The organism is Streptomyces sp. NPDC002870 (genome assembly GCF_042888505.1).
Lineage (GTDB): Bacteria > Actinomycetota > Actinomycetes > Streptomycetales > Streptomycetaceae > Streptomyces.
This window is the reverse complement of record NZ_JBIAPW010000019.1, coordinates 1-16911: the sequence shown is the minus strand read 5'-3', so window position 1 is coordinate 16911 and position 16911 is coordinate 1. Positions and strand designations below refer to the sequence as shown.

Sequence of the window (16911 nt, the reverse complement as noted above, 5' to 3'; positions counted from 1 at the left end):
TTGCTTATGAATGCCCGCAGAAGGGGAGGTCGGCCATGCTCGATCTGGGACGACTGCGCGCACTGCACGCCGTCTCCGTCCACGGTTCCGTGGCCGCCGCGGCCATCGCCCTCGGGTACACCCCGTCCGCCGTGTCGCAGCAGATCACCAAGCTGGAGCGGGAGACACGTACGACCCTGCTCGAACGACGGGGACGGGGCGTCGCGCTCACCGACGAGGCACGTCATCTGGCCGCCACCGCCGAGGAGTTGCTCGCGATCGTCGAGCGCGCCGAGACCACCCTGGAGGAGCGCAGAGGGGAGCCGACCGGCCGGCTCACCATCGGCACGTTCGCCTCGGCGGCCCGCGGACTGCTGCCCGCGGTGCTCGCCGAACTCGGCCGCAGCTATCCGGGGCTCGACGCCCGCATGACGGAGGTCGACCCGCATCTCTCCATCGACCTGGTGGCCCGCGGGATGATCGACCTGGCCGTCGCGCACGACTGGGACATCGCGCCGCTGCCGGCTCCCGAGGGCGTGGAACAGGCCGCCATCGGCCACGACCTGTGCGATCTGCTGGTGCCGGAGGGGTATCCGCTGGCCTCGCGCGCGTCCGTGCGCCGCGAGGATCTGGCGGGGCAGCGGTGGATCTGCCAGCCGCCGGGCACGGTCTGCCACGACTGGCTGGTCCGTACGCTGCGCGCGGCAGGCTGCGAGCCCGATCTCGCCCACCAGGCGGAGGAGTACCACACCCAGCTCGCACTGGTCGCGGCCGGGCTCGGCATCGCCTTGATCCCGCGGCTCGGCCGCGGCCCGCTGCCTGCCGGGGTGGTGGCTCTCGCCCTGGATCCGGTGCCGAAGCGACAGCTGTACGCGCTGTGGCGCACGGGCGCGGCGCGCCGCCCCGCGATCACAGCGACGGTGGAGTCGCTCCAGCGCCACTGGCCGGGCGCGTGACGGCGGGCGCTTGAGCCCGACGCCGCCTGCGCCCGGCGCGTGAGCCTGGGCGCGTAAGCCCGGCGCGTGAGCCGCGCGGCGGATCCGGGGTGCCGTTCCCGCCGGCCGCCCACGCCCGGCACCCGCCACCGCCACCGCGTCCGGGTGACCTTTCGCGTGCCGCGCGTGCTTTCTGTTGCCACACCCTTGACCTGGCAGTAACTTTCCGGCTATCCGTGAAACCTTGGAAGTTTCCTTCAACTCCCTTGTCGAGCAAGGCCGGAAGGAGCACCCATGCACGACCGGAGCCTCTCCAGACGCACCCTCCTCACCGCGACCGCCGCCACCGCCGTCGCGGCAGGCGCCGTAGCCACCGCATCGCCCGCCCTCGCCCACCCCTCGAACCGCAACCGTCTCAAACGGCTGATCTCCCTGATGAGCCTGGAGGAGAAGGTCGGCCAGCTCTTTGTGATGCGGGTGTACGGGCACTCCGCCACCGCCCCCGACCAGGCCGACATCGAGCTCAACCTCAAGGAGATGGGCGTCCGCACGGCCGCCGAGCTGGTCGCCGCTTACCACGTCGGCGGGATCATCTACTTCTCCTGGGCGCACAACACCCGCGATCCGCACCAGATCGCCGATCTGTCCAACGGCATTCAGCGTGCCGGGCTCGCCCAGCCCACCCCCGTCCCGCTGCTGATCTCCACCGATCAGGAGCACGGCATCGTCGCCCGGGTCGGCAGGCCCGCCACCCTGCTGCCGGGCGCGATGGCGCTGGGGGCGGGCGGGGCACGGTCCGACGCCCGCAGCGCCGCGCAGATCGCCGGTGCCGAACTGGCCGCGATGGGCATCCTGCAGAACTACGCCCCGGTCGCCGACGTCAACGTCAATCCCGCCAACCCGGTCATCGGGGTACGGTCCTTCGGCGCCGACCCGGAGGCGGTCGCCCGCCTGGTCGCCGCGCAGGTCAAGGGTTACCAGGGCGCGGGCGTCGCGGCGACCTCCAAGCACTTCCCGGGGCACGGCGACACCACCGTGGACAGTCACACCGGCATCCCGGTCATCACGCACACTCGTCAGCAGTGGGAGGAGATCGACGCCCCGCCGTTCCGGGCCGCGATCGCCGCCGGCATCGACTCGATCATGACGGCGCACATCCAGTTCCCGGCGCTGGACCCGAGCAATGACCCGGCCACGCTGTCGCGCCCCATCCTCACCGGCATTCTGCGCGAGGAGCTCGGCTACGACGGTGTGGTCGTCACCGACGCGCTCAATATGCAGGGCGTACGGGACAAGTACGGAGACCACCGGGTGCCGGTGCTCGCGCTCAAGGCGGGGGTGGACCAGCTGCTCAACCCGCCTGACCTGGCCGTCGCCTGGAACGGCGTGCTCAGCGCCGTCAAGAGCGGCGAGATCAGCGTGTCACGCATCGACGAATCGATCCTGCGCATCCTCTCCCTCAAGGAGCGACTGGGCCTGTTCCGCGACCCGTTCGTCTCCCACCGGCGTCTCGACCGCACTGTCGGCATCGGCGCGCATCTCGCCGCCGCCGACCGAATCGCGGAGCGGACGACGACCCTGCTGGTCAACGAGGGCGGGCTGCTGCCGCTGAGCCGGCGCAGGCAGCCGGCCCTCCTGGTGGTCGGCGCCGACCCGGCCTCGCCGACCGGGACGACGGGCCCGCCGACCGCCGTACTGGCGAAGGCCTTCACCGAACTGGGCTTCACCGCGACCGCGCTGTCCACCGGCATCACCCCCACCGCGGCGAAGATCGAGGAAGCGGTGGCTGCGGCGGGCGGCAAGGACGCGGTGATCGTCGGCACGTACAACGTCTCGGCGACCAGCCCCCAGCGCACCCTGGTGGCACGGCTCGCCGCGACAGGGGTGCCGGTCGTCGCGCTCGCCATCCGCAATCCGTACGACATCGCACGGCTCGACGGCGTACGGGCGGCGCTCGCCGCGTACTCCTGGACGGATGTCGAACTGCGCGCAGCGGCACGGGTGATCGCGGGCCGTGCCGAGCCCCGGGGGCGGCTGCCCGTGCCCGTCCAACGGGCGGACGATCCGGCCCAGGTGCTGTATCCCATCGGCCACGGTCTGTCGTTCGACTGACGTCGCCGCCCCGTCCCGCGCCACCGGCGCACTCCCCCAACTGTCCCGAAACACTCCGCGCGTCTGGCGTGTGCCCGCCTCGGCGGGCCACGCTGGACCAACCGGCCCGGGGGCCGGGGCTCGGGGGTACGGATGGGCACACAGCGGCGGCCCGTGGGGGCGGTGAGCGCCCTGGCACTGGCACTCGCGCTGGCGTCGGCGCTCACCGCCGGCTGCCAGCAGGCGACGGGACGCACCACAGCGGCCGGCGGCAGCGCCGGGAGCCCCGCCGCCACGCCCTTTGGGTACGGCCTGGTCTTCCTCGGCCCCGGCGACTGCGGCTCACGCGGCCGTGACGTCCAGGAAGTGCCCTGCACCAGCGAGAAGGCGGCGGCCCGGGTGATCGCCCGCCACGAAGGCCGGTACGAAGGCCCGTACGAGCGCGAATACGAGCGCGAATACCAGGGAGGAGACGCAGGCGGGGACGCAGGCGGGGACGAGGGGCGGCCCGCGAGCGGCCCCGGCTGCCCCGCGGCCACCGACTTCGTGCTGCACATCTCCGAGAGCCGTCCGGCGGCCGACGAGGACGGCGACGGGGAGGTGGGCCGCGGGTACGCCTGTATGCGCAATCTGGAGCCACCTCATCCGGGCGACCCGGGCGAGGGCGGCGGCCCGCACACCGTCGTCGGCGACTGCGTGTACAGCGCGAGCAAGGGGCAGGTGAAGGAGACGGCCTGCGACGGATCGGGCGTGCGGGCACCGGAGTTCGAGGTGGCGTCGGCGGTCCGGAACAGGGCGCAGTGCCCGCCGTCTACGGCGCTCTACGTACGGCTGGGCGGTGACGAGCCGGTGGGCTGTGCCCGCCGAGTATGAGGATCACTCAACGACGGGCACAGCCCACTGACTTACCTGCCCGGAGTTACGGCCGCAGGGCAGGCTCCCGCTCGATGTCCCGCTTGTCGAGCTTCGCGTCGTACTTCGTCAGCGGCTGCGCCTTCTCGGCGTCCTGCTGGACGGCGGCCGGGGCGACGCCCGCCCACTTCAGGATCGCGGCGGTGGCCTTCGCCTTCTGGTCCGGCACCAGGCCGGCGACGTTGGACCCGTGGTTTCCGCCGGGCGCGACGTACACGTAGCTGTCGCGGCTGCCCTTGCCGACCCGGAACGGCTCGGCGCCCCACGGGTCGTTCTCGCCGTAGACGAACATCATCTGGTGGGCGTTGTGCCGGACCCACTTGTCGACGTCGTTCATCACCCACGGCTTGAAGCGCATGGGGATGTCACGCGGCACGAAGTTCCGCGGCGGCTGGTACCCGTACCGGCTCAGCCCGTTCAGATGCGGCTGCTTGATGTCGGGCGAGCCCAGCTCGGTGCCTGCCTGGTAGTAGTACGGCGTGTACGTGCCCAGGCCCTGGTCGGTGTAGAAGGAGAAGCCGGAGATCGCGTCGATGGAGTCGTAGATCTCCTGGTCGCTGGCGGTCGCCGCGGCCGGGATCGACTCGCAGTCGGCGAGCAGGCTGTACTGCCAGAACGCCCAGGTGTAGTCGAGGACCACGGCCTCGTACGCCCTGTCGAGGCTGCCGATGGTCTTGAAGGTGTAGCCCTCGGCGGTCGCGGCCTGCTGGTACTTGGCCGCCAGCGGCTCGCGGCGCACGAGAGCCTCGCGCTGGACCGCGTTCAGCCTGTCCCGGCACTCCTTGGTTCCGACGTTCTCGAGGAACCGGTCGTACGCCGAGTCCTCCTTGTTCACCACGTCGTTGGGGGCGACGTACGCGACGACGCCGTCCATGTCCCGGGGGTAGAAGCGCTCGAAGTAGGTGGCGGTCATGCCGCCCTTGGAGCCGCCGGTGGAGAGCCACTTCTTGGCGTAGATCTTCTTCAGCGCCGTGAAGACCCGGTGCTGATCACTGGCGGCCTGCCAGATGTCCAGCTTGGACCAGTTGGCCGGATCGGGCCGCGACGGGGTGAAGAACCGGTACTCCAGGGAGACCTGGTTGCCGTCGATGATCGCCGTCGGCTCACTGCGGCGCGGCGTGGTGCTCACGTTGTAGCCGGAGGTGAAGAAGACGGTGGGACGGTTGGTGTCCTTGTGCAGCAGGGTGATCCGCTGCTTGAAGGAGCCCTTGGCCGGGTGCCGGTGGTCGACCGGCTGTGTGTAGTTGAGGACGAAGAAGCGGTAACCCGGGTACGGCTTCTCCTCGATGAGACTCATGCCCGGTATCGCGAGGATCCGGTCCTTGATGTCCGTGCCGGTCGTCGGCTCTGCGGCGGTAGCCGCACCGGCCGTCGCGCCGGCCGCGCTCACGGTGCCAATGAGCACCACGAGCGACAACAGCCATCTGAGCGCCTTGCGCATTCACCCTCCCCTTGATTCACCAGCGGTCGCGGTGAACCTAGCGGGGGCAATGCCGTGCCCGCCAGCCCCAGTTGGGACGCGAGTCGGTCAAGTGGGGCCGGGGCTCGGTCAGCAGAGGATCCAGCCGGTCGAGCGGGCGACGCCGGAGACGGCGCCGGTGGCCCGTACGCAACGGTTGAGGGCGTGGACGGTGACGGGGCCGGCGTGACGGGTGAAAGTGCCCCTGTCCCCAGCGGGATGGCCGCCGCGCGCCTGGAGGGAGACGGACATGGCACGCCGGGTGCCGGGCGTGTTGGAGACGGTGATGGCGCAGGCGTACTGCCGCTTCTTGTAGACGCGCAGCTCGCCGGTGGCGAACTTGACGGTCTTCAGCGGCCGTCCGCTGCAGGCCGAGACGATGGCGTCGGCGCGCTGTGTGCCCGGGCCCGCCAGGGTGAGGGCGGCCGCGGCCATGAGCACGGCGAGGCCCTGCGCGAGCAGCCGCCGCCCGAGTCGTTTGTTCCCCGCCACACCGAACACTCTGCGCCCCCTAGTCACGGCTCCGTACATGCGTACGACGCAGCCGGGGGCTGAACGGTTGCGAGGCTCAGGAATCCGTCAGACGGTGACGGGCGCGGGACGGCTCGCGAATCTCATCCACTCACGAACCTCGTCCAAGGGGAAGCCGGGGACGCCACCGACGGCGGCCGGTCAGCCCACCACCTTGTACAGCGTCTGGCCGTCCGGCCCGAAGTCGGCCCGGCGCAGCGCCGGGTCCTTCGACGGCAGACCGCCCTCGGGATCCCACCGCAGGAGCCACTTGACGTTGTAGCGGTGCAGGATGTCGAGCTGGTCCCTGCGTGACGTGTCGCGCGCGAAGAAGCGCTCAACGGCGGCGTGCCGCTCCTTCTGGTCCGGCAGGAAGATGTCGTCGAAGCCGGGGGCGACGGTGTAGATGCCGTACGCCGGCAGCATCAGGCCGGTGCGGTACGTCGTCATGACGGTGTCGCCGGGCTTCACCGCGCGGGTCACCCACTCGGGGCCCTGCCAGGACGGCCAGGACTTCTCCCGTACGGCCTGGGGCAGCGCTTCGCCGACCATGACATAGCCGAGGGCGGTGGACTGGGTCCATGCCCCGAACAGCAGCGCGGCGGCTGTGACCGCCGCGAGGGCATTGCGGACGAACCTGTTCCCGGCTTCCGCGATCGCGAGGGCGATGGCCAACTGCGCGGGGATGATCGCCGCGGGCAGCGCCCTGCCCCACGACCAGTGGCCGGTGAGACCGCCGGCCGCGACCACCAGCGTGCCCAGCGCGAAGAGGATCACCAGCGGGTCGCGCTTGTCCCGCCGCCACCGGAACAGCAGGGCGACGACCCCGAGGAAGGCGAGGCCGAAGCGGGCCGGCATGTCCCTGTACAGCGGGAGGTGGATTTCCTCCAGCCCGTCGAAGCCGAACAGCGAGAAGAACGAGTAGTACGGCCAGACGGCGATCACCGCGACGCCGAGCATGAAGCCCCATGCCAGGTGCAGCCAGGTCTCCTTGGCCGGCCACGGCCGTGCGGCGAGCAGCACGGCCAGAGCCCCGAGGGTCGCGACTACCCCCGAGAACTGGTGGCTGAGCATGATCACGGCCCACATCAGGCCGAGCCCGATGTAGGCCTTCCATGACGCCGCAGTGCGCAGGGCCTTGGTGAGCAGTGCCCAGAAGTGGAAGGAGAGCGCGACGACAAAGGTGCTCGGGTACGAGATGACGAGCGCGAGCGAGCCGAGTTCCAGGAAACCGCTCCACGCGAGCAGGGGCGGGCCCCAGAGCAGCAGCAGGCAGAGCACGGCCAGCGGCGGCGCGAGCCGGCGCTTGCTGAGCGTCCGGGTGAAGTGCCGGATACCGGTGAGCAGCAGAGGGAGCGTGATCAGGGCCGCGATCCGCAGCATCGTGAAGGCGTTCACTCCGGTCGCCTTGGCCACCAGGGCGAGCAGCACGGTCCACGGTGAGTAGTACGGGCTGTCGGTGTCGGCATCGACCTGCGGGCTGCCCGGATGGAGCAGATCGGTGCGCAGCCGCTCGATCGTCGCGGCGTGGAGGCCGAGGTCCCCGTTCCACGGCAGTCGTTGGATCAGCAGCAGCAGAAGCACGGTCAGCAGCAGCACCGCGGAATGTACGACGGCTCGCCCAGCCGCGTCGACTCGGCGGCGGACGGGTTCGGAGGAGGGACTGACGGTGGCCGGGCGTGGGGTGACGAGGCCGTGGGAGCGCTGTCGCCACCCCACGGCGGAGGACATGGTTGACGGCGCCGAAGCGTCATCGATCTTGGGGGTGTTCACGTGCCTGCCCTTCACCGGATTCGGAGCCGCCGTCAGCTTGATCCTGGTTTATCAGGCATTGGGCTTCGTCCCGGTGGCGCGGAAGGCGTGTCGCGGCAGTCGGCCAACTGCCGGGCGCGAGACGCCATCCGCGAGGTTGAGGCAGCCGAACCGGGTCACACCGCGGCCGGCTCGTCCTCCCCGATGAACGTCCGCCACAGCATCGCGGCCCCTCCCCCTTTGCCGCCCTCGCATTGCTCGGCCCCTGGGGGCCTCACAAGCCTCGGCCGACTGGCCGGACTTCGTCCTGTCGCCGCATCGCACCCCTCACACGGCGGCCGGCTCGTCCTCCCCGATGAACGTCCGCCACAGCATCGCGTAGGTGCCGCCCAGCGCGAGCAGTTCGTCGTGGGTGCCGTCCTCCGCGACCCGACCGCCGTCCATCACGATCACCCGGTCCGCGCGCGCCGCCGTCGTCAGGCGGTGGGCGACGACCAGCGTGGTGCGGCGGCCGGTGAGGCGGTCCGTGGCCTGGTTGACCTGGGCCTCGGTGGCCAGGTCGAGCGCCGCGGTCGCCTCGTCGAGCAGCAGGATGTCCGGGTCGACGAGCTCGGCGCGGGCCAGGGCGATCAGCTGGCGCTGACCCGCCGAGAGGTTGCGGCCGCGCTCGGAGACCTCGTGGAGGTAGCCGGCGTCCAGGGTCGCGATCATGTCGTGCGCGCCGACGGCCCGGGCCGCGGCCTCCACCTCGGCGTCGCTCGCGCCGGGGCGACCGTAGGCGATGGCGTCCCGGACCGTGCCCGCGAAGAGGTACGCCTCCTGCGGGACGACGCCGAGCCGGTGCCGGTACGCCGTCAGATCCAGCTCGCGCAGATCCGCGCCGTCGGCGGTGATCCGGCCGCTCGTCGGGTCGTAGAACCGCGCGACCAGCTTGACCAGCGTCGACTTGCCCGCGCCGGTCTCGCCGACGAAGGCGACGGTCTGACCGGCCGGGATGCGCAGATCGATGCCGGTGAGGGCGTCTTCCTCGTCGCCGTAGGCGAAGTTCACGTCCTCGAAGGCGATCTCGCCGCGCAGCGTCGGCACATCGACGGGCCTCTTCGCGGCGACGGTCGACGTCGGCTCCTGGAGCAGTTCCTGGATGCGCCTGAGCGACACCGTCGCCTGCTGGTAGCCGTCGAAGACCTGGGACAGCTGCTGCACGGGCGCGAAGAACAGATCGATGTACAGCAGATACGCGACGAGCGCGCCGGCGGTCAGAGTGCCCGCCTCGATCCGGCCCGCGCCGACGATCATCACGGCCGCCGCGGCCACCGAGGACAGCAGCTGGACGAAGGGGAAGTAGACCGATATCAGCCACTGGCCGCGGATCCGCGCCCGGCGGTAGCTGTCGCTGCGGGCCGCGAACCGGTCCGCGCCGTCGCGCTCGCGCCGGAACGCCTGGACGATCCGCAGTCCGGACACGGACTCCTGGAGGTCGCCGTTGACGACGCTGATGCGCTCACGGGCCAGTTCGTACGCCTTCACGCTCTGCTTGCGGAAGAAGTACGTGCCGACGATCAGTACCGGCAGGGTCGCAAAGACCACCAGCGCAAGCTGTACGTCGATGACGAGCAGGGCGACCATGATGCCGAAGAAGGTGACCACAGAGACGAACGCGGTGACCAGACCGGTCTGCAGGAACGTGGACAGGGCATCCACGTCCGTCGTCATCCGCGTCATGATGCGGCCGGTCAACTCGCGCTCGTAGTAGTCGAGTCCGAGCCGCTGGAGCTGCGCGAAGATCTTCAGGCGCAGGGAGTAGAGGATCCGCTCGCCGGTGCGTCCCGTCATCCGGGTCTCGCCGGTCTGCGCGGTCCACTGCACGATCACGCTCACCAGCGCGAGCGCGGAGGCCGCCCACACCGCGCCGAGCGCCAGCTGGCTGACGCCCTTGTCGATGCCGTGTCTGATCAGCACGGGAAGCAGCAGGCCCATGCCGGCGTCGACGGCTACCAGCGACAGGCTGACCAGCAGCGGCAGGCCGAAGCCGCGCAGCAGTCGGCGCAGCCCGTAGTCGTGCTCGGGGCGCACGGCGCGGGCCTCGTCGATGCCAGGGGTGCCGTCGGCCGGGGGCAACGCCTCGACCTGGGCGAGCAGTTCGGGGGTCGCGCCGGGGGCCGCAGATTCCTCGGCGTTCTCCTCGCGCTCCCACAGCCGGGGGGTGATGCCGCGCTCGGCGTCGAATTCGGCGTCGAGTTCGTCCCGTACGGTGCGGTCCTCTGCCGGTTCCACGGTCGGCAGCGGTATGTGCCCGGGCGATACGCCGCCGAGCTCGTCCGGGTCGGTCAGCAGCCGCCGGTACAGGGCCGAGCGGCGCGTCAGCTCCTCGTGCGTGCCGATGTCGGCGAGCCGTCCGCCGTCCAGCACGGCGATGCGGTCGGCGAGGCCGAGGGTGGAGCGGCGGTGGGCGATCAGCAGGGTCGTACGCCCGGCCATGACCGATCGGAGCGCCTCGTGGATCTCGTGCTCGACGCGTGCGTCGACGGCTGATGTGGCGTCGTCCAGGAGGAGCAGCCGGGGGTCGGTGAGGATCGCGCGGGCGAGCGCGATGCGCTGGCGCTGGCCGCCGGAGAGGGTGAGGCCGTGCTCGCCGACCTTGGTGTCGTAGCCGCCGGGCAGCTCGGCGATGAAACGGTCGGCCTGCGCGGCGCGCGCCGCGGTCTCGATCTCCTCCTGGGTGGCGTCCGGCTTTCCGTACGCGATGTTCGCGCGCACCGTGTCGGAGAAGAGGAAGCTGTCCTCCGGCACGAGCCCGATGGCTGCGCGCAGCGAGTCGAGGGTCAGCTCGCGCACATCGTGACCGCCGACCAGGACCGCGCCGTGCGTCACGTCGTAGAAGCGGGGCAGCAGCAGCGAGACGGTGGACTTGCCGCTGCCGGAGGAGCCGACGACGGCGACGGTCTCGCCGGGCCTGATCTCCAGCGAGAAGCCGTCGAGGACCGGGCGCTCCTCGTCGTAGCCGAAGGTCACATCGTCGAACTCGACGGTGGCGGGGGCGTTTGCCGGGAGCTCCTTCGTGCCGTCCTTCATGGTCGGCTCGGTGTCGATCAGCTCCAGTACGCGCTCCACACCGGCCCGCGCCTGCTGTCCGACGGTCAGCACCACGGCGAGCATCCTGACCGGGCCGACGAGCTGCGCGAGATAGCTGGAGAATGCGACGAACGTGCCCAGCGTGATCTGGCCGCGGGTGGCGAGCCAGCCGCCGAGCGCCAGCATCGCGACCTGTCCGAGCGCCGGGACGGCCTGAAGGGCTGGGGTGTACTTCGCATTGAGCTTGATGGTGCGCAGCCGCCCCGCGAAGAGCTTGCGGCTCACCTCGCGCAGCTTGCCGGTCTCCTGGTCCTCCTGGCCGAAGCCCTTGACGACGCGTACGCCGGAGACGGCGCCGTCGACGACGCCCGCGACGGCGGCGGCCTGGCTCTGCGCGTACCAGGTGGCGGGGTGCAGCCGGGTGCGGCTGCGCTTGGCGATGAACCAGAGGGCGGGGGCGACGGCGATCGCGATCAGGGTGAGCGGCAGCGACAGCCACGCCATGATCACCAGGGAGATGAGGAAGAGCAGGATGTTCCCGATGGTCATCGGGAGCATGAAGAGCAGGCTCTGGATGAGCTGAAGGTCGCTGGTGGCGCGGCCGACGACCTGTCCGGTGGACAGTTCGTCCTGGCGGCGTCCGTCGAGGCGGGTGATCGTCCCGTACATCTCGGTGCGGAGGTCGTGCTGGACGTCGAGCGCGAGGCGGCCGCCGTAGTAGCGGCGGATGAAGGTCAGGACGTAGACGACGAGGGCGGCGGCGATCAGCAGGCCGGTCCAGAGGGCGAGGGAGCTGGTCCGGTCGCCGATGACGTCGTCGATGACGACCTTGGTGATCAGGGGTACGAGCGCCATGACGGCCATGCCGGCCAGCGAGGAGCCGAGCGCGAGTATGACGTTGCGCCGGTACCGCCAGGCGTATCCGGACAGCCGCCGCGCCCACCCCTGATCTGCCGACTGCTCTGCCGACGCCACGTGGTGCCTCCCGGTTTTCATCTGGTCTACCGGAAGGCACCAACGCCGCGAGCAGGGGATTTCATTCCGCTGCAACACATCGAGGCCGAGGACGGGCCGCGGCGGTGATCAACGAGTGATCCGCGGGCGATCGACGGGCGATCAGCGGGCGATCAGCGGGTGGCGGGAACCGCTTCCTTCGGGGCCGTCTCCGGGGTGGCCGGCAGCGCCTCGTGCGGGACGGCGGGCGGCGCGAAGACCTCGGCCGTGGCGGTGGCCGCGGGGGCCAGGTCCTTGTGGACCGCGCGGGCGACCCTCTGGATGGTGTCGACGCCGTACTGCATCGAGCTGTTGTCGTGCGTCAGCACGGAGATCGTGTAGCTGTGACCGCCGCTGGTGAAGGCGCCGACGCTGTGGACGCGCCAGCCGTGCGTGGCCCGCGAGAGCCAGCCGTTCTTGATCTGGACGCGGGCGGTGCTCGGGGCGCCGGCCGAGACGCCCCAGCGCTGCGAGGGCACGACCTTGTACATCAGGCCGAGGGTGTAGCCGCGCGAGGCGTCGGTCAGGACGGTGTTCTTCAGCGCCAGCAGGTTCATGAGCAGCATCTGGTCGCCGGCGCTGATCTGGGTGAGGCCCCAGTAGCCGCCCGAGCCGGGGATGGTCCGGGACATCTTGGCGGCGTTGAGGAAGCCCTGGATCTTGGTGACGCCGAGCTGCTTCCACAGCGCGCTGGTGGCGGCGTTGTCCGACTTGGTGATCATGTCGGAGGCAAGCTGCTTCTCGCGGTCGGTCAGCTGACGACCGGTCTTCTGCGCGTCCCACAGGAGCGTCGTCAGGACGGTGACCTTGACGACGCTGGCGGAGTCGTAACGGTCGCCGATCCGCAGCCCGCAGGTGGTGTTCGTGGTGTTGTCGCGCACGGCGACGGCGGTGGTGGAGGCGCGGCCCGCGAGCGAGGCGGTGATGTCCTGGGTCAGCTTGGCGGCGAGTCCCGACTTGCCGGAGGTGCAGCTGACCGTCGGCGTCGCGGCGGCCGCGGGCGTCGCGCCCGCGGCCAGCGGCACGAGCACGCCCGCGGCGAGGACCGCGGCGGTGGCACGGGCGCGCCGGGACATGCGCCCCGCCATACGGCCCGCTATGCGGCCCGTTATTCGGTGGTGAGTCATGGAGGCTTTCCATCCCCTTGTGCTGGAGGGGGCGCGCTTCTGCGGCGCACCCGCTCCACATGACTCACGACTGGGCGAAAAGTTGTACGGCGTCAGTGGTTCTACGGGAGCCGAACCGTCAGCCGGTACATCCGGGTGATCTGGGAGGGGTTCTGGTTGTCGTCGCTGGCGAGCAGGAGCCGGAGCCGGCCGCCGGGGCCGTGCGAAGTGACGGCCAGGGCCTCGATGTTGTCGAGGAGGGGATTGGGCTGCGGCTGCTTGGCGGGGGCGCCGAGGGAGGCACAGTCGACGAGGTCGGCGAGGAGCGTCTTGCGCACGAGCCGCTCGTCCCCCGTGAGATTCTCCACACGGCTCACATCGCCGGCCCGACCCGGATAGGCGAGGTACAGCCGCACGGTGTTGCCGACACCGGCCGTGAACCCACGCTCGAGCACGAGCAGCCGCCCGTCCCCGGTGGCGGTGGTCTCGCTGATCGAGAGCCCGGCGTCGACGCGGTAGCCGTACTGGGCGGCGAGCCGGAAGTCATGGCCGGCCCCATGCCGCCGCCAGGTCTGCAGCCGCACGATCCCTGCGCCGTCACCGGCGAGCGTTCCCTCCATACCGGCGACGAGGGTCCGGCCGCCGGGCTGGAGGGTCAACCCCTCGAAGGTGAGGTTCCGCGCGGCCCGCCCGGCGGGGGCGACCCGCAGCGCGTCGGGCACCGGGAGGCTGCCGAGGAGCGTGCCGTGGCGGTCGTAGCGCCGTACGGAGGGCTCGGTCTCGGAGCTGATCAGCCGACTGCCGTCGCGCTCGACGACGAGCCCTTCGGAGTCGAGCTGCGCGCCGTTCTCGTCGGCGAGGGGGACGACGGTGCGGGGCGCGTAGGTCCGGGCGTCGAGGGTGAAGAGCGAGGACCGGTCGGAGACGGCGGCGATGCGGCCGTCCGTATCGACGGCGAGGGCGGAGAAGTTACCGACGAAGGTGCCCTGGAACTCGGTCTTGTCGAGCATGTCGGAGTAGCTGTCGATGGCCACGCGGGGCGAGCAACTGCCCGTCTGCGGTTAGGAGTTGGCGGCCCCGGCAGCGACCGGACAGGTGGCGACGGCCACCCCGGCTATGACGGCCGTCACCACCAGCGCGCTGCCTCTTGGGTGCCGGGCGGACCCGCCTCACGGCATCAGCCACGTCGCGCGGGGGGACCAGGGCAGGTCTGGGGAGAGAGCCGAGCGCGGGTGGACATCGCGTCGGCCCGGCGAGAACGGCGTGCTGGTGAGGAGTCGGCCTGGCCGTGCGCTATTCGGTAGCTCTGAGAGGGCATTTGATGTAGGCGAATTGCCGTTTATTTCCTAGTAGGTTCCTCGCCAGGTGGGAGCCGCAGAATCAACCCCGAACTGGCGCGATACCTGAGCCGGAACCACACGCCGTCCGGTTCACAGCTGACTGACCCATCCCAGGAACAGCACCGCTCCTGCTGCGGCCAACAGGATGGCGAACGGCCTTTCGTTGCACGCCGGATCGATGGTGCCTGCATGAGCGTCCGCGGTGGGGGTTTCCCCCGGCACACCAAGGACCGGGCGGCCGAACGTTCACGGGGAGTCCGCCCGGGCTCAACCCGCCGCGTCCTACCGTGGCGCCATGCGCCTGCGAAACGTACTCGCCATGTTGCGACGCAGGATTCTCCTCGGGTGTTCGGTCCGGCGGGCGGCCGAGGTCACCCCGCTTTCTCGGTGAGCTCGGCCAGTGTCTGTTTAAGCCAGCGCACGTGCGTGTCCAGAGCGAGGTCCTTGTAGCCGTGAACATGATCCAGGATCTGGGCCATGCGGGGCCGGTCGACGCCGGGCAGCCAGGGCTCATCGCGGATTTCCCGGGCCCGGAACCTGTCCAGCTGGGCAAGGCGTGCGTCGAGTTCGGTCTGCACGAGGCGGACCTGTTCGTCGCGGTCGAGGAAGATCGCGAAGGTATAGCGGACCAAGAACTCCGGGTCGCCGAAATCGGGTGACGGCACGTATGGAACGGCCAGGCGCTCGCGCAGTTCGCGCTCGCCGGCTTCGGCGGCGACGTACACCTTGGCATCCGGCCGGCCTTCGTTGCGCTGCACGTCGTAGCGGACCCAGCCGTCGGCGCACATGCGGTTCAGCGTCCGGTACACCTGGCTCTGCTGGGTGCGGATGCGGAGCATGCGGCCCATTTCGCTGTCCAGCCAGCGCTTCAGGTCGTATCCCGTGCAGGGACGCATGGCCACCATTCCCAGCAGCACGTGCTCCAGCTTCATCAGTCGGTTGCGCCCCTTCCCCTATGGCACTAGTCACCTATGTCACTTTGCCCCTACTCTCATGGTGCCCGAGCCGTCCCAGCCGAGCCACCCATGCACCGGGAGACCCTATGCCCCTGACCTTGAGACCCTGGCGCCGAGTGCGCCGGAGCCTGATCACGCTCACCGCCGCCGCCTTGACGCTCACCTGCGCCCCCGCTCTGGCGAGCCCGCCCGGCCCGGCCGGATCAGCGGCCGATTCTGAACGCTCCCTGATCCGCACCGACCAGGGCCTGGTGCGCGGGGAGAGCACCGCCGGGGGGCGGCAGTTCCTCGGCATTCCCTATGCCGCGAAGCCCACCGGCGACCTGCGCTGGCAGGCCCCCCATCGCCCGGCGAACTGGCGCGGTGTCCGGGATGCCACCCGTTACGGCGACTACTGCGCGCAGAACACCTACTGGGCGCCCGGCTACGCGACGCAGCACACCACCGAGGACTGCCTCGATGTGAACGTGTACACGCCGTCCACAGCCGCCCGCGCGTCACGGTTGCCTGTTCTCGTCTGGATCCACGGCGGCGGCAACATCGGCGGAGCCGCACGCGACATCGTCCCCGACACCTTCGCCCGCCGAACGAACGCCGTCGTGGTCACTGTCAACTACCGGCTCGGTGCCCTCGGCTTCCTGACCCTGCCCGGAACCACCGGCAACTTCGCCCTGCTCGACCAGCAGCAGGCGCTGCGCTGGGTCCAGTCGAACATCGCGGCATTCGGCGGTGACCCCCGGCAGGTCACCCTGGCCGGCGAGTCGGCGGGCGGCGGCGCGGTCTGCACCCAGCTCGCTTCCCCGACCAGCCGAGGGCTGTACCGCGCGGCCATCATTCAAAGCGGTGCCTACTTCGACTGCGCGGGCATCCCCCGTGAGAAGGCCGTCGCCAACGGACTCGCCTTCGCCAAGAAGCTCGGCTGCACCGTCGCGGCGACCGCGGCCGACTGCCTGCGGGCCAAGCCGGCCAAGGCGATCCTCGACGCACAGAACGGCACATTCCTCGAGACCTGGAACTACACCGTCGGCGGCCGTGCACTGCCCCTCCAGCCCGCGCAAGCCTTCACCTCCGGCCGGGCCTCCCACGTCCCCGTCCTCAACGGCGCCAACAGCGACGAGGGCCTGGTCTTCTCCTACGACAGCTTCGACCGCTGGGGCAACCCCCTGACCGCCGACGCCTACCCCAAGGCTCTGACGTCCGCCTTCGGCGACGCCACCGGCGCCAAGGCCCTGGCGCGCTACCCGCTCAGCACCTACCCGCGCCCCGGCTACGCCTACGCCGCGGCCTTCGGCGACCAGCTCTTCGCCTGCCCCGCCCTGCGCACCAGCGAGCGCCTGGCCAACCGGGGACAGGTCTATGCGTACGAGTTCGCCGACCGCACCTCCCCGCTGTTCGCCTCCCTGCCGCAAAACGCCGATTTCGACTTCGGCGCGACGCACGCGGCCGAACTGAACTACCTGTTCAAGCCATACGGCATCAGCGCCCGTCTCAACGCCGAACAGCGCACCCTGGCCGACCAGATGACCGCCTACTGGGGCTCCTTCATCCACGGCTCGGCCCCGAGCGCCCCCGGCCAGCCCGCCATGCCGGACCAGACCTCGACGCCTGGTGAAGTGCTTCAGCTGCGGACCGCCTCACAGAGCGGCAATACCGCAACGTCGGATACCGAGGCCGCACACAAATGCGACCTGTGGGACGCCGCCGCCACCCCCTGATTCGAAAATCCCCCGGTCTCGTGTCTGTAGCCGCCGGTCAGGCAGCTCCTTCTGTTTGGAGGGTCACTTGGTAGCCGAGTTGGTTGAGCTG

At 70.5% G+C, this 16911-nt stretch carries 10 protein-coding genes and 1 pseudogene; 4 read left to right on the top strand and 7 right to left on the bottom strand.

What is annotated here, in order from left to right; translation table 11 throughout:
• Nucleotides 1–35 precede the first annotated feature (35 nt).
• The 3 genes from ACFYWY_RS22700 to ACFYWY_RS22690 all read left to right on the top strand — a co-directional run bounded on the left by ACFYWY_RS22700 (nucleotide 36) and on the right by ACFYWY_RS22690 (nucleotide 3878).
• A complete protein-coding gene (locus ACFYWY_RS22700) occupies nucleotides 36–935 on the top strand; it encodes a LysR family transcriptional regulator (RefSeq protein WP_389189587.1) in 900 nt (299 codons plus the stop codon).
• 273 nt (nucleotides 936–1208) lie between these two features.
• Entirely contained in the window at nucleotides 1209–3026 is a 1818-nt protein-coding gene (locus ACFYWY_RS22695) for a glycoside hydrolase family 3 protein (protein WP_389189584.1), read from the top strand.
• Nucleotides 3027–3158: 132 nt separating this feature from the next.
• The gene (locus ACFYWY_RS22690) at nucleotides 3159–3878 is read left to right on the top strand and encodes a hypothetical protein (RefSeq protein ID WP_389189581.1); all 720 of its coding nucleotides are present in this window, start codon (nucleotides 3159–3161) and stop codon (nucleotides 3876–3878) included.
• Between the two features lie 46 nt (nucleotides 3879–3924).
• Here ACFYWY_RS22690 and ACFYWY_RS22685 read toward each other — a convergent pair whose 3' ends face one another.
• The 7 genes and pseudogenes from ACFYWY_RS22685 to ACFYWY_RS22655 all read right to left on the bottom strand — a co-directional run bounded on the left by ACFYWY_RS22685 (nucleotide 3925) and on the right by ACFYWY_RS22655 (nucleotide 15081).
• Complete coding sequence (locus ACFYWY_RS22685; RefSeq protein ID WP_389189578.1) at nucleotides 3925–5358, bottom strand: S28 family serine protease; 1434 nt, start codon at nucleotides 5356–5358, stop codon at nucleotides 3925–3927.
• A 108-nt stretch (nucleotides 5359–5466) separates the two neighbouring features.
• Nucleotides 5467–5811, bottom strand: a complete 345-nt coding sequence (locus ACFYWY_RS22680) for a hypothetical protein (RefSeq protein ID WP_389189831.1) — start codon at nucleotides 5809–5811, stop codon at nucleotides 5467–5469.
• 237 nt (nucleotides 5812–6048) lie between these two features.
• The gene (locus tag ACFYWY_RS22675; RefSeq protein ID WP_389189829.1) at nucleotides 6049–7617 is read right to left on the bottom strand and encodes a hypothetical protein; all 1569 of its coding nucleotides are present in this window, start codon (nucleotides 7615–7617) and stop codon (nucleotides 6049–6051) included.
• Nucleotides 7618–7965: 348 nt separating this feature from the next.
• A complete protein-coding gene (locus tag ACFYWY_RS22670) occupies nucleotides 7966–11706 on the bottom strand; it encodes an ABC transporter ATP-binding protein (protein ID WP_389189575.1) in 3741 nt (1246 codons plus the stop codon).
• Between the two features lie 131 nt (nucleotides 11707–11837).
• The gene (locus tag ACFYWY_RS22665; RefSeq protein ID WP_389189572.1) at nucleotides 11838–12830 is read right to left on the bottom strand and encodes a serine hydrolase; all 993 of its coding nucleotides are present in this window, start codon (nucleotides 12828–12830) and stop codon (nucleotides 11838–11840) included.
• A 101-nt stretch (nucleotides 12831–12931) separates the two neighbouring features.
• Nucleotides 12932–13918, bottom strand: a pseudogene (locus ACFYWY_RS22660) (esterase-like activity of phytase family protein).
• Nucleotides 13919–14520: 602 nt separating this feature from the next.
• Nucleotides 14521–15081: a PadR family transcriptional regulator gene (locus ACFYWY_RS22655; RefSeq protein WP_389189568.1), complete on the bottom strand. Its 561-nt coding sequence runs from the start codon at nucleotides 15079–15081 to the stop codon at nucleotides 14521–14523.
• Nucleotides 15082–15191: 110 nt separating this feature from the next.
• Between ACFYWY_RS22655 and ACFYWY_RS22650 the strand changes: the two genes are divergently transcribed.
• Nucleotides 15192–16820 (top strand): carboxylesterase/lipase family protein, encoded by a 1629-nt coding sequence (locus ACFYWY_RS22650; RefSeq protein ID WP_389189565.1) that lies wholly within the window; start codon nucleotides 15192–15194, stop codon nucleotides 16818–16820.
• Nucleotides 16821–16911: the final 91 nt, after the last annotated feature.

Coding starts and splice junctions, on each gene's coding strand:
- ACFYWY_RS22700 (WP_389189587.1), top strand. CDS start 36: ATGCTCGATCTGGGACGACTGCGCGCACTGCACGCCGTCTCCGTCCAC.
- ACFYWY_RS22695 (WP_389189584.1), top strand. CDS start 1,209: ATGCACGACCGGAGCCTCTCCAGACGCACCCTCCTCACCGCGACCGCC.
- ACFYWY_RS22690 (WP_389189581.1), top strand. CDS start 3,159: ATGGGCACACAGCGGCGGCCCGTGGGGGCGGTGAGCGCCCTGGCACTG.
- ACFYWY_RS22685 (WP_389189578.1), bottom strand. CDS start 5,358: ATGCGCAAGGCGCTCAGATGGCTGTTGTCGCTCGTGGTGCTCATTGGC.
- ACFYWY_RS22680 (WP_389189831.1), bottom strand. CDS start 5,811: ATGGCCGCGGCCGCCCTCACCCTGGCGGGCCCGGGCACACAGCGCGCC.
- ACFYWY_RS22675 (WP_389189829.1), bottom strand. CDS start 7,617: ATGTCCTCCGCCGTGGGGTGGCGACAGCGCTCCCACGGCCTCGTCACC.
- ACFYWY_RS22670 (WP_389189575.1), bottom strand. CDS start 11,706: ATGAAAACCGGGAGGCACCACGTGGCGTCGGCAGAGCAGTCGGCAGAT.
- ACFYWY_RS22665 (WP_389189572.1), bottom strand. CDS start 12,830: ATGACTCACCACCGAATAACGGGCCGCATAGCGGGCCGTATGGCGGGG.
- ACFYWY_RS22655 (WP_389189568.1), bottom strand. CDS start 15,081: ATGAAGCTGGAGCACGTGCTGCTGGGAATGGTGGCCATGCGTCCCTGC.
- ACFYWY_RS22650 (WP_389189565.1), top strand. CDS start 15,192: ATGCCCCTGACCTTGAGACCCTGGCGCCGAGTGCGCCGGAGCCTGATC.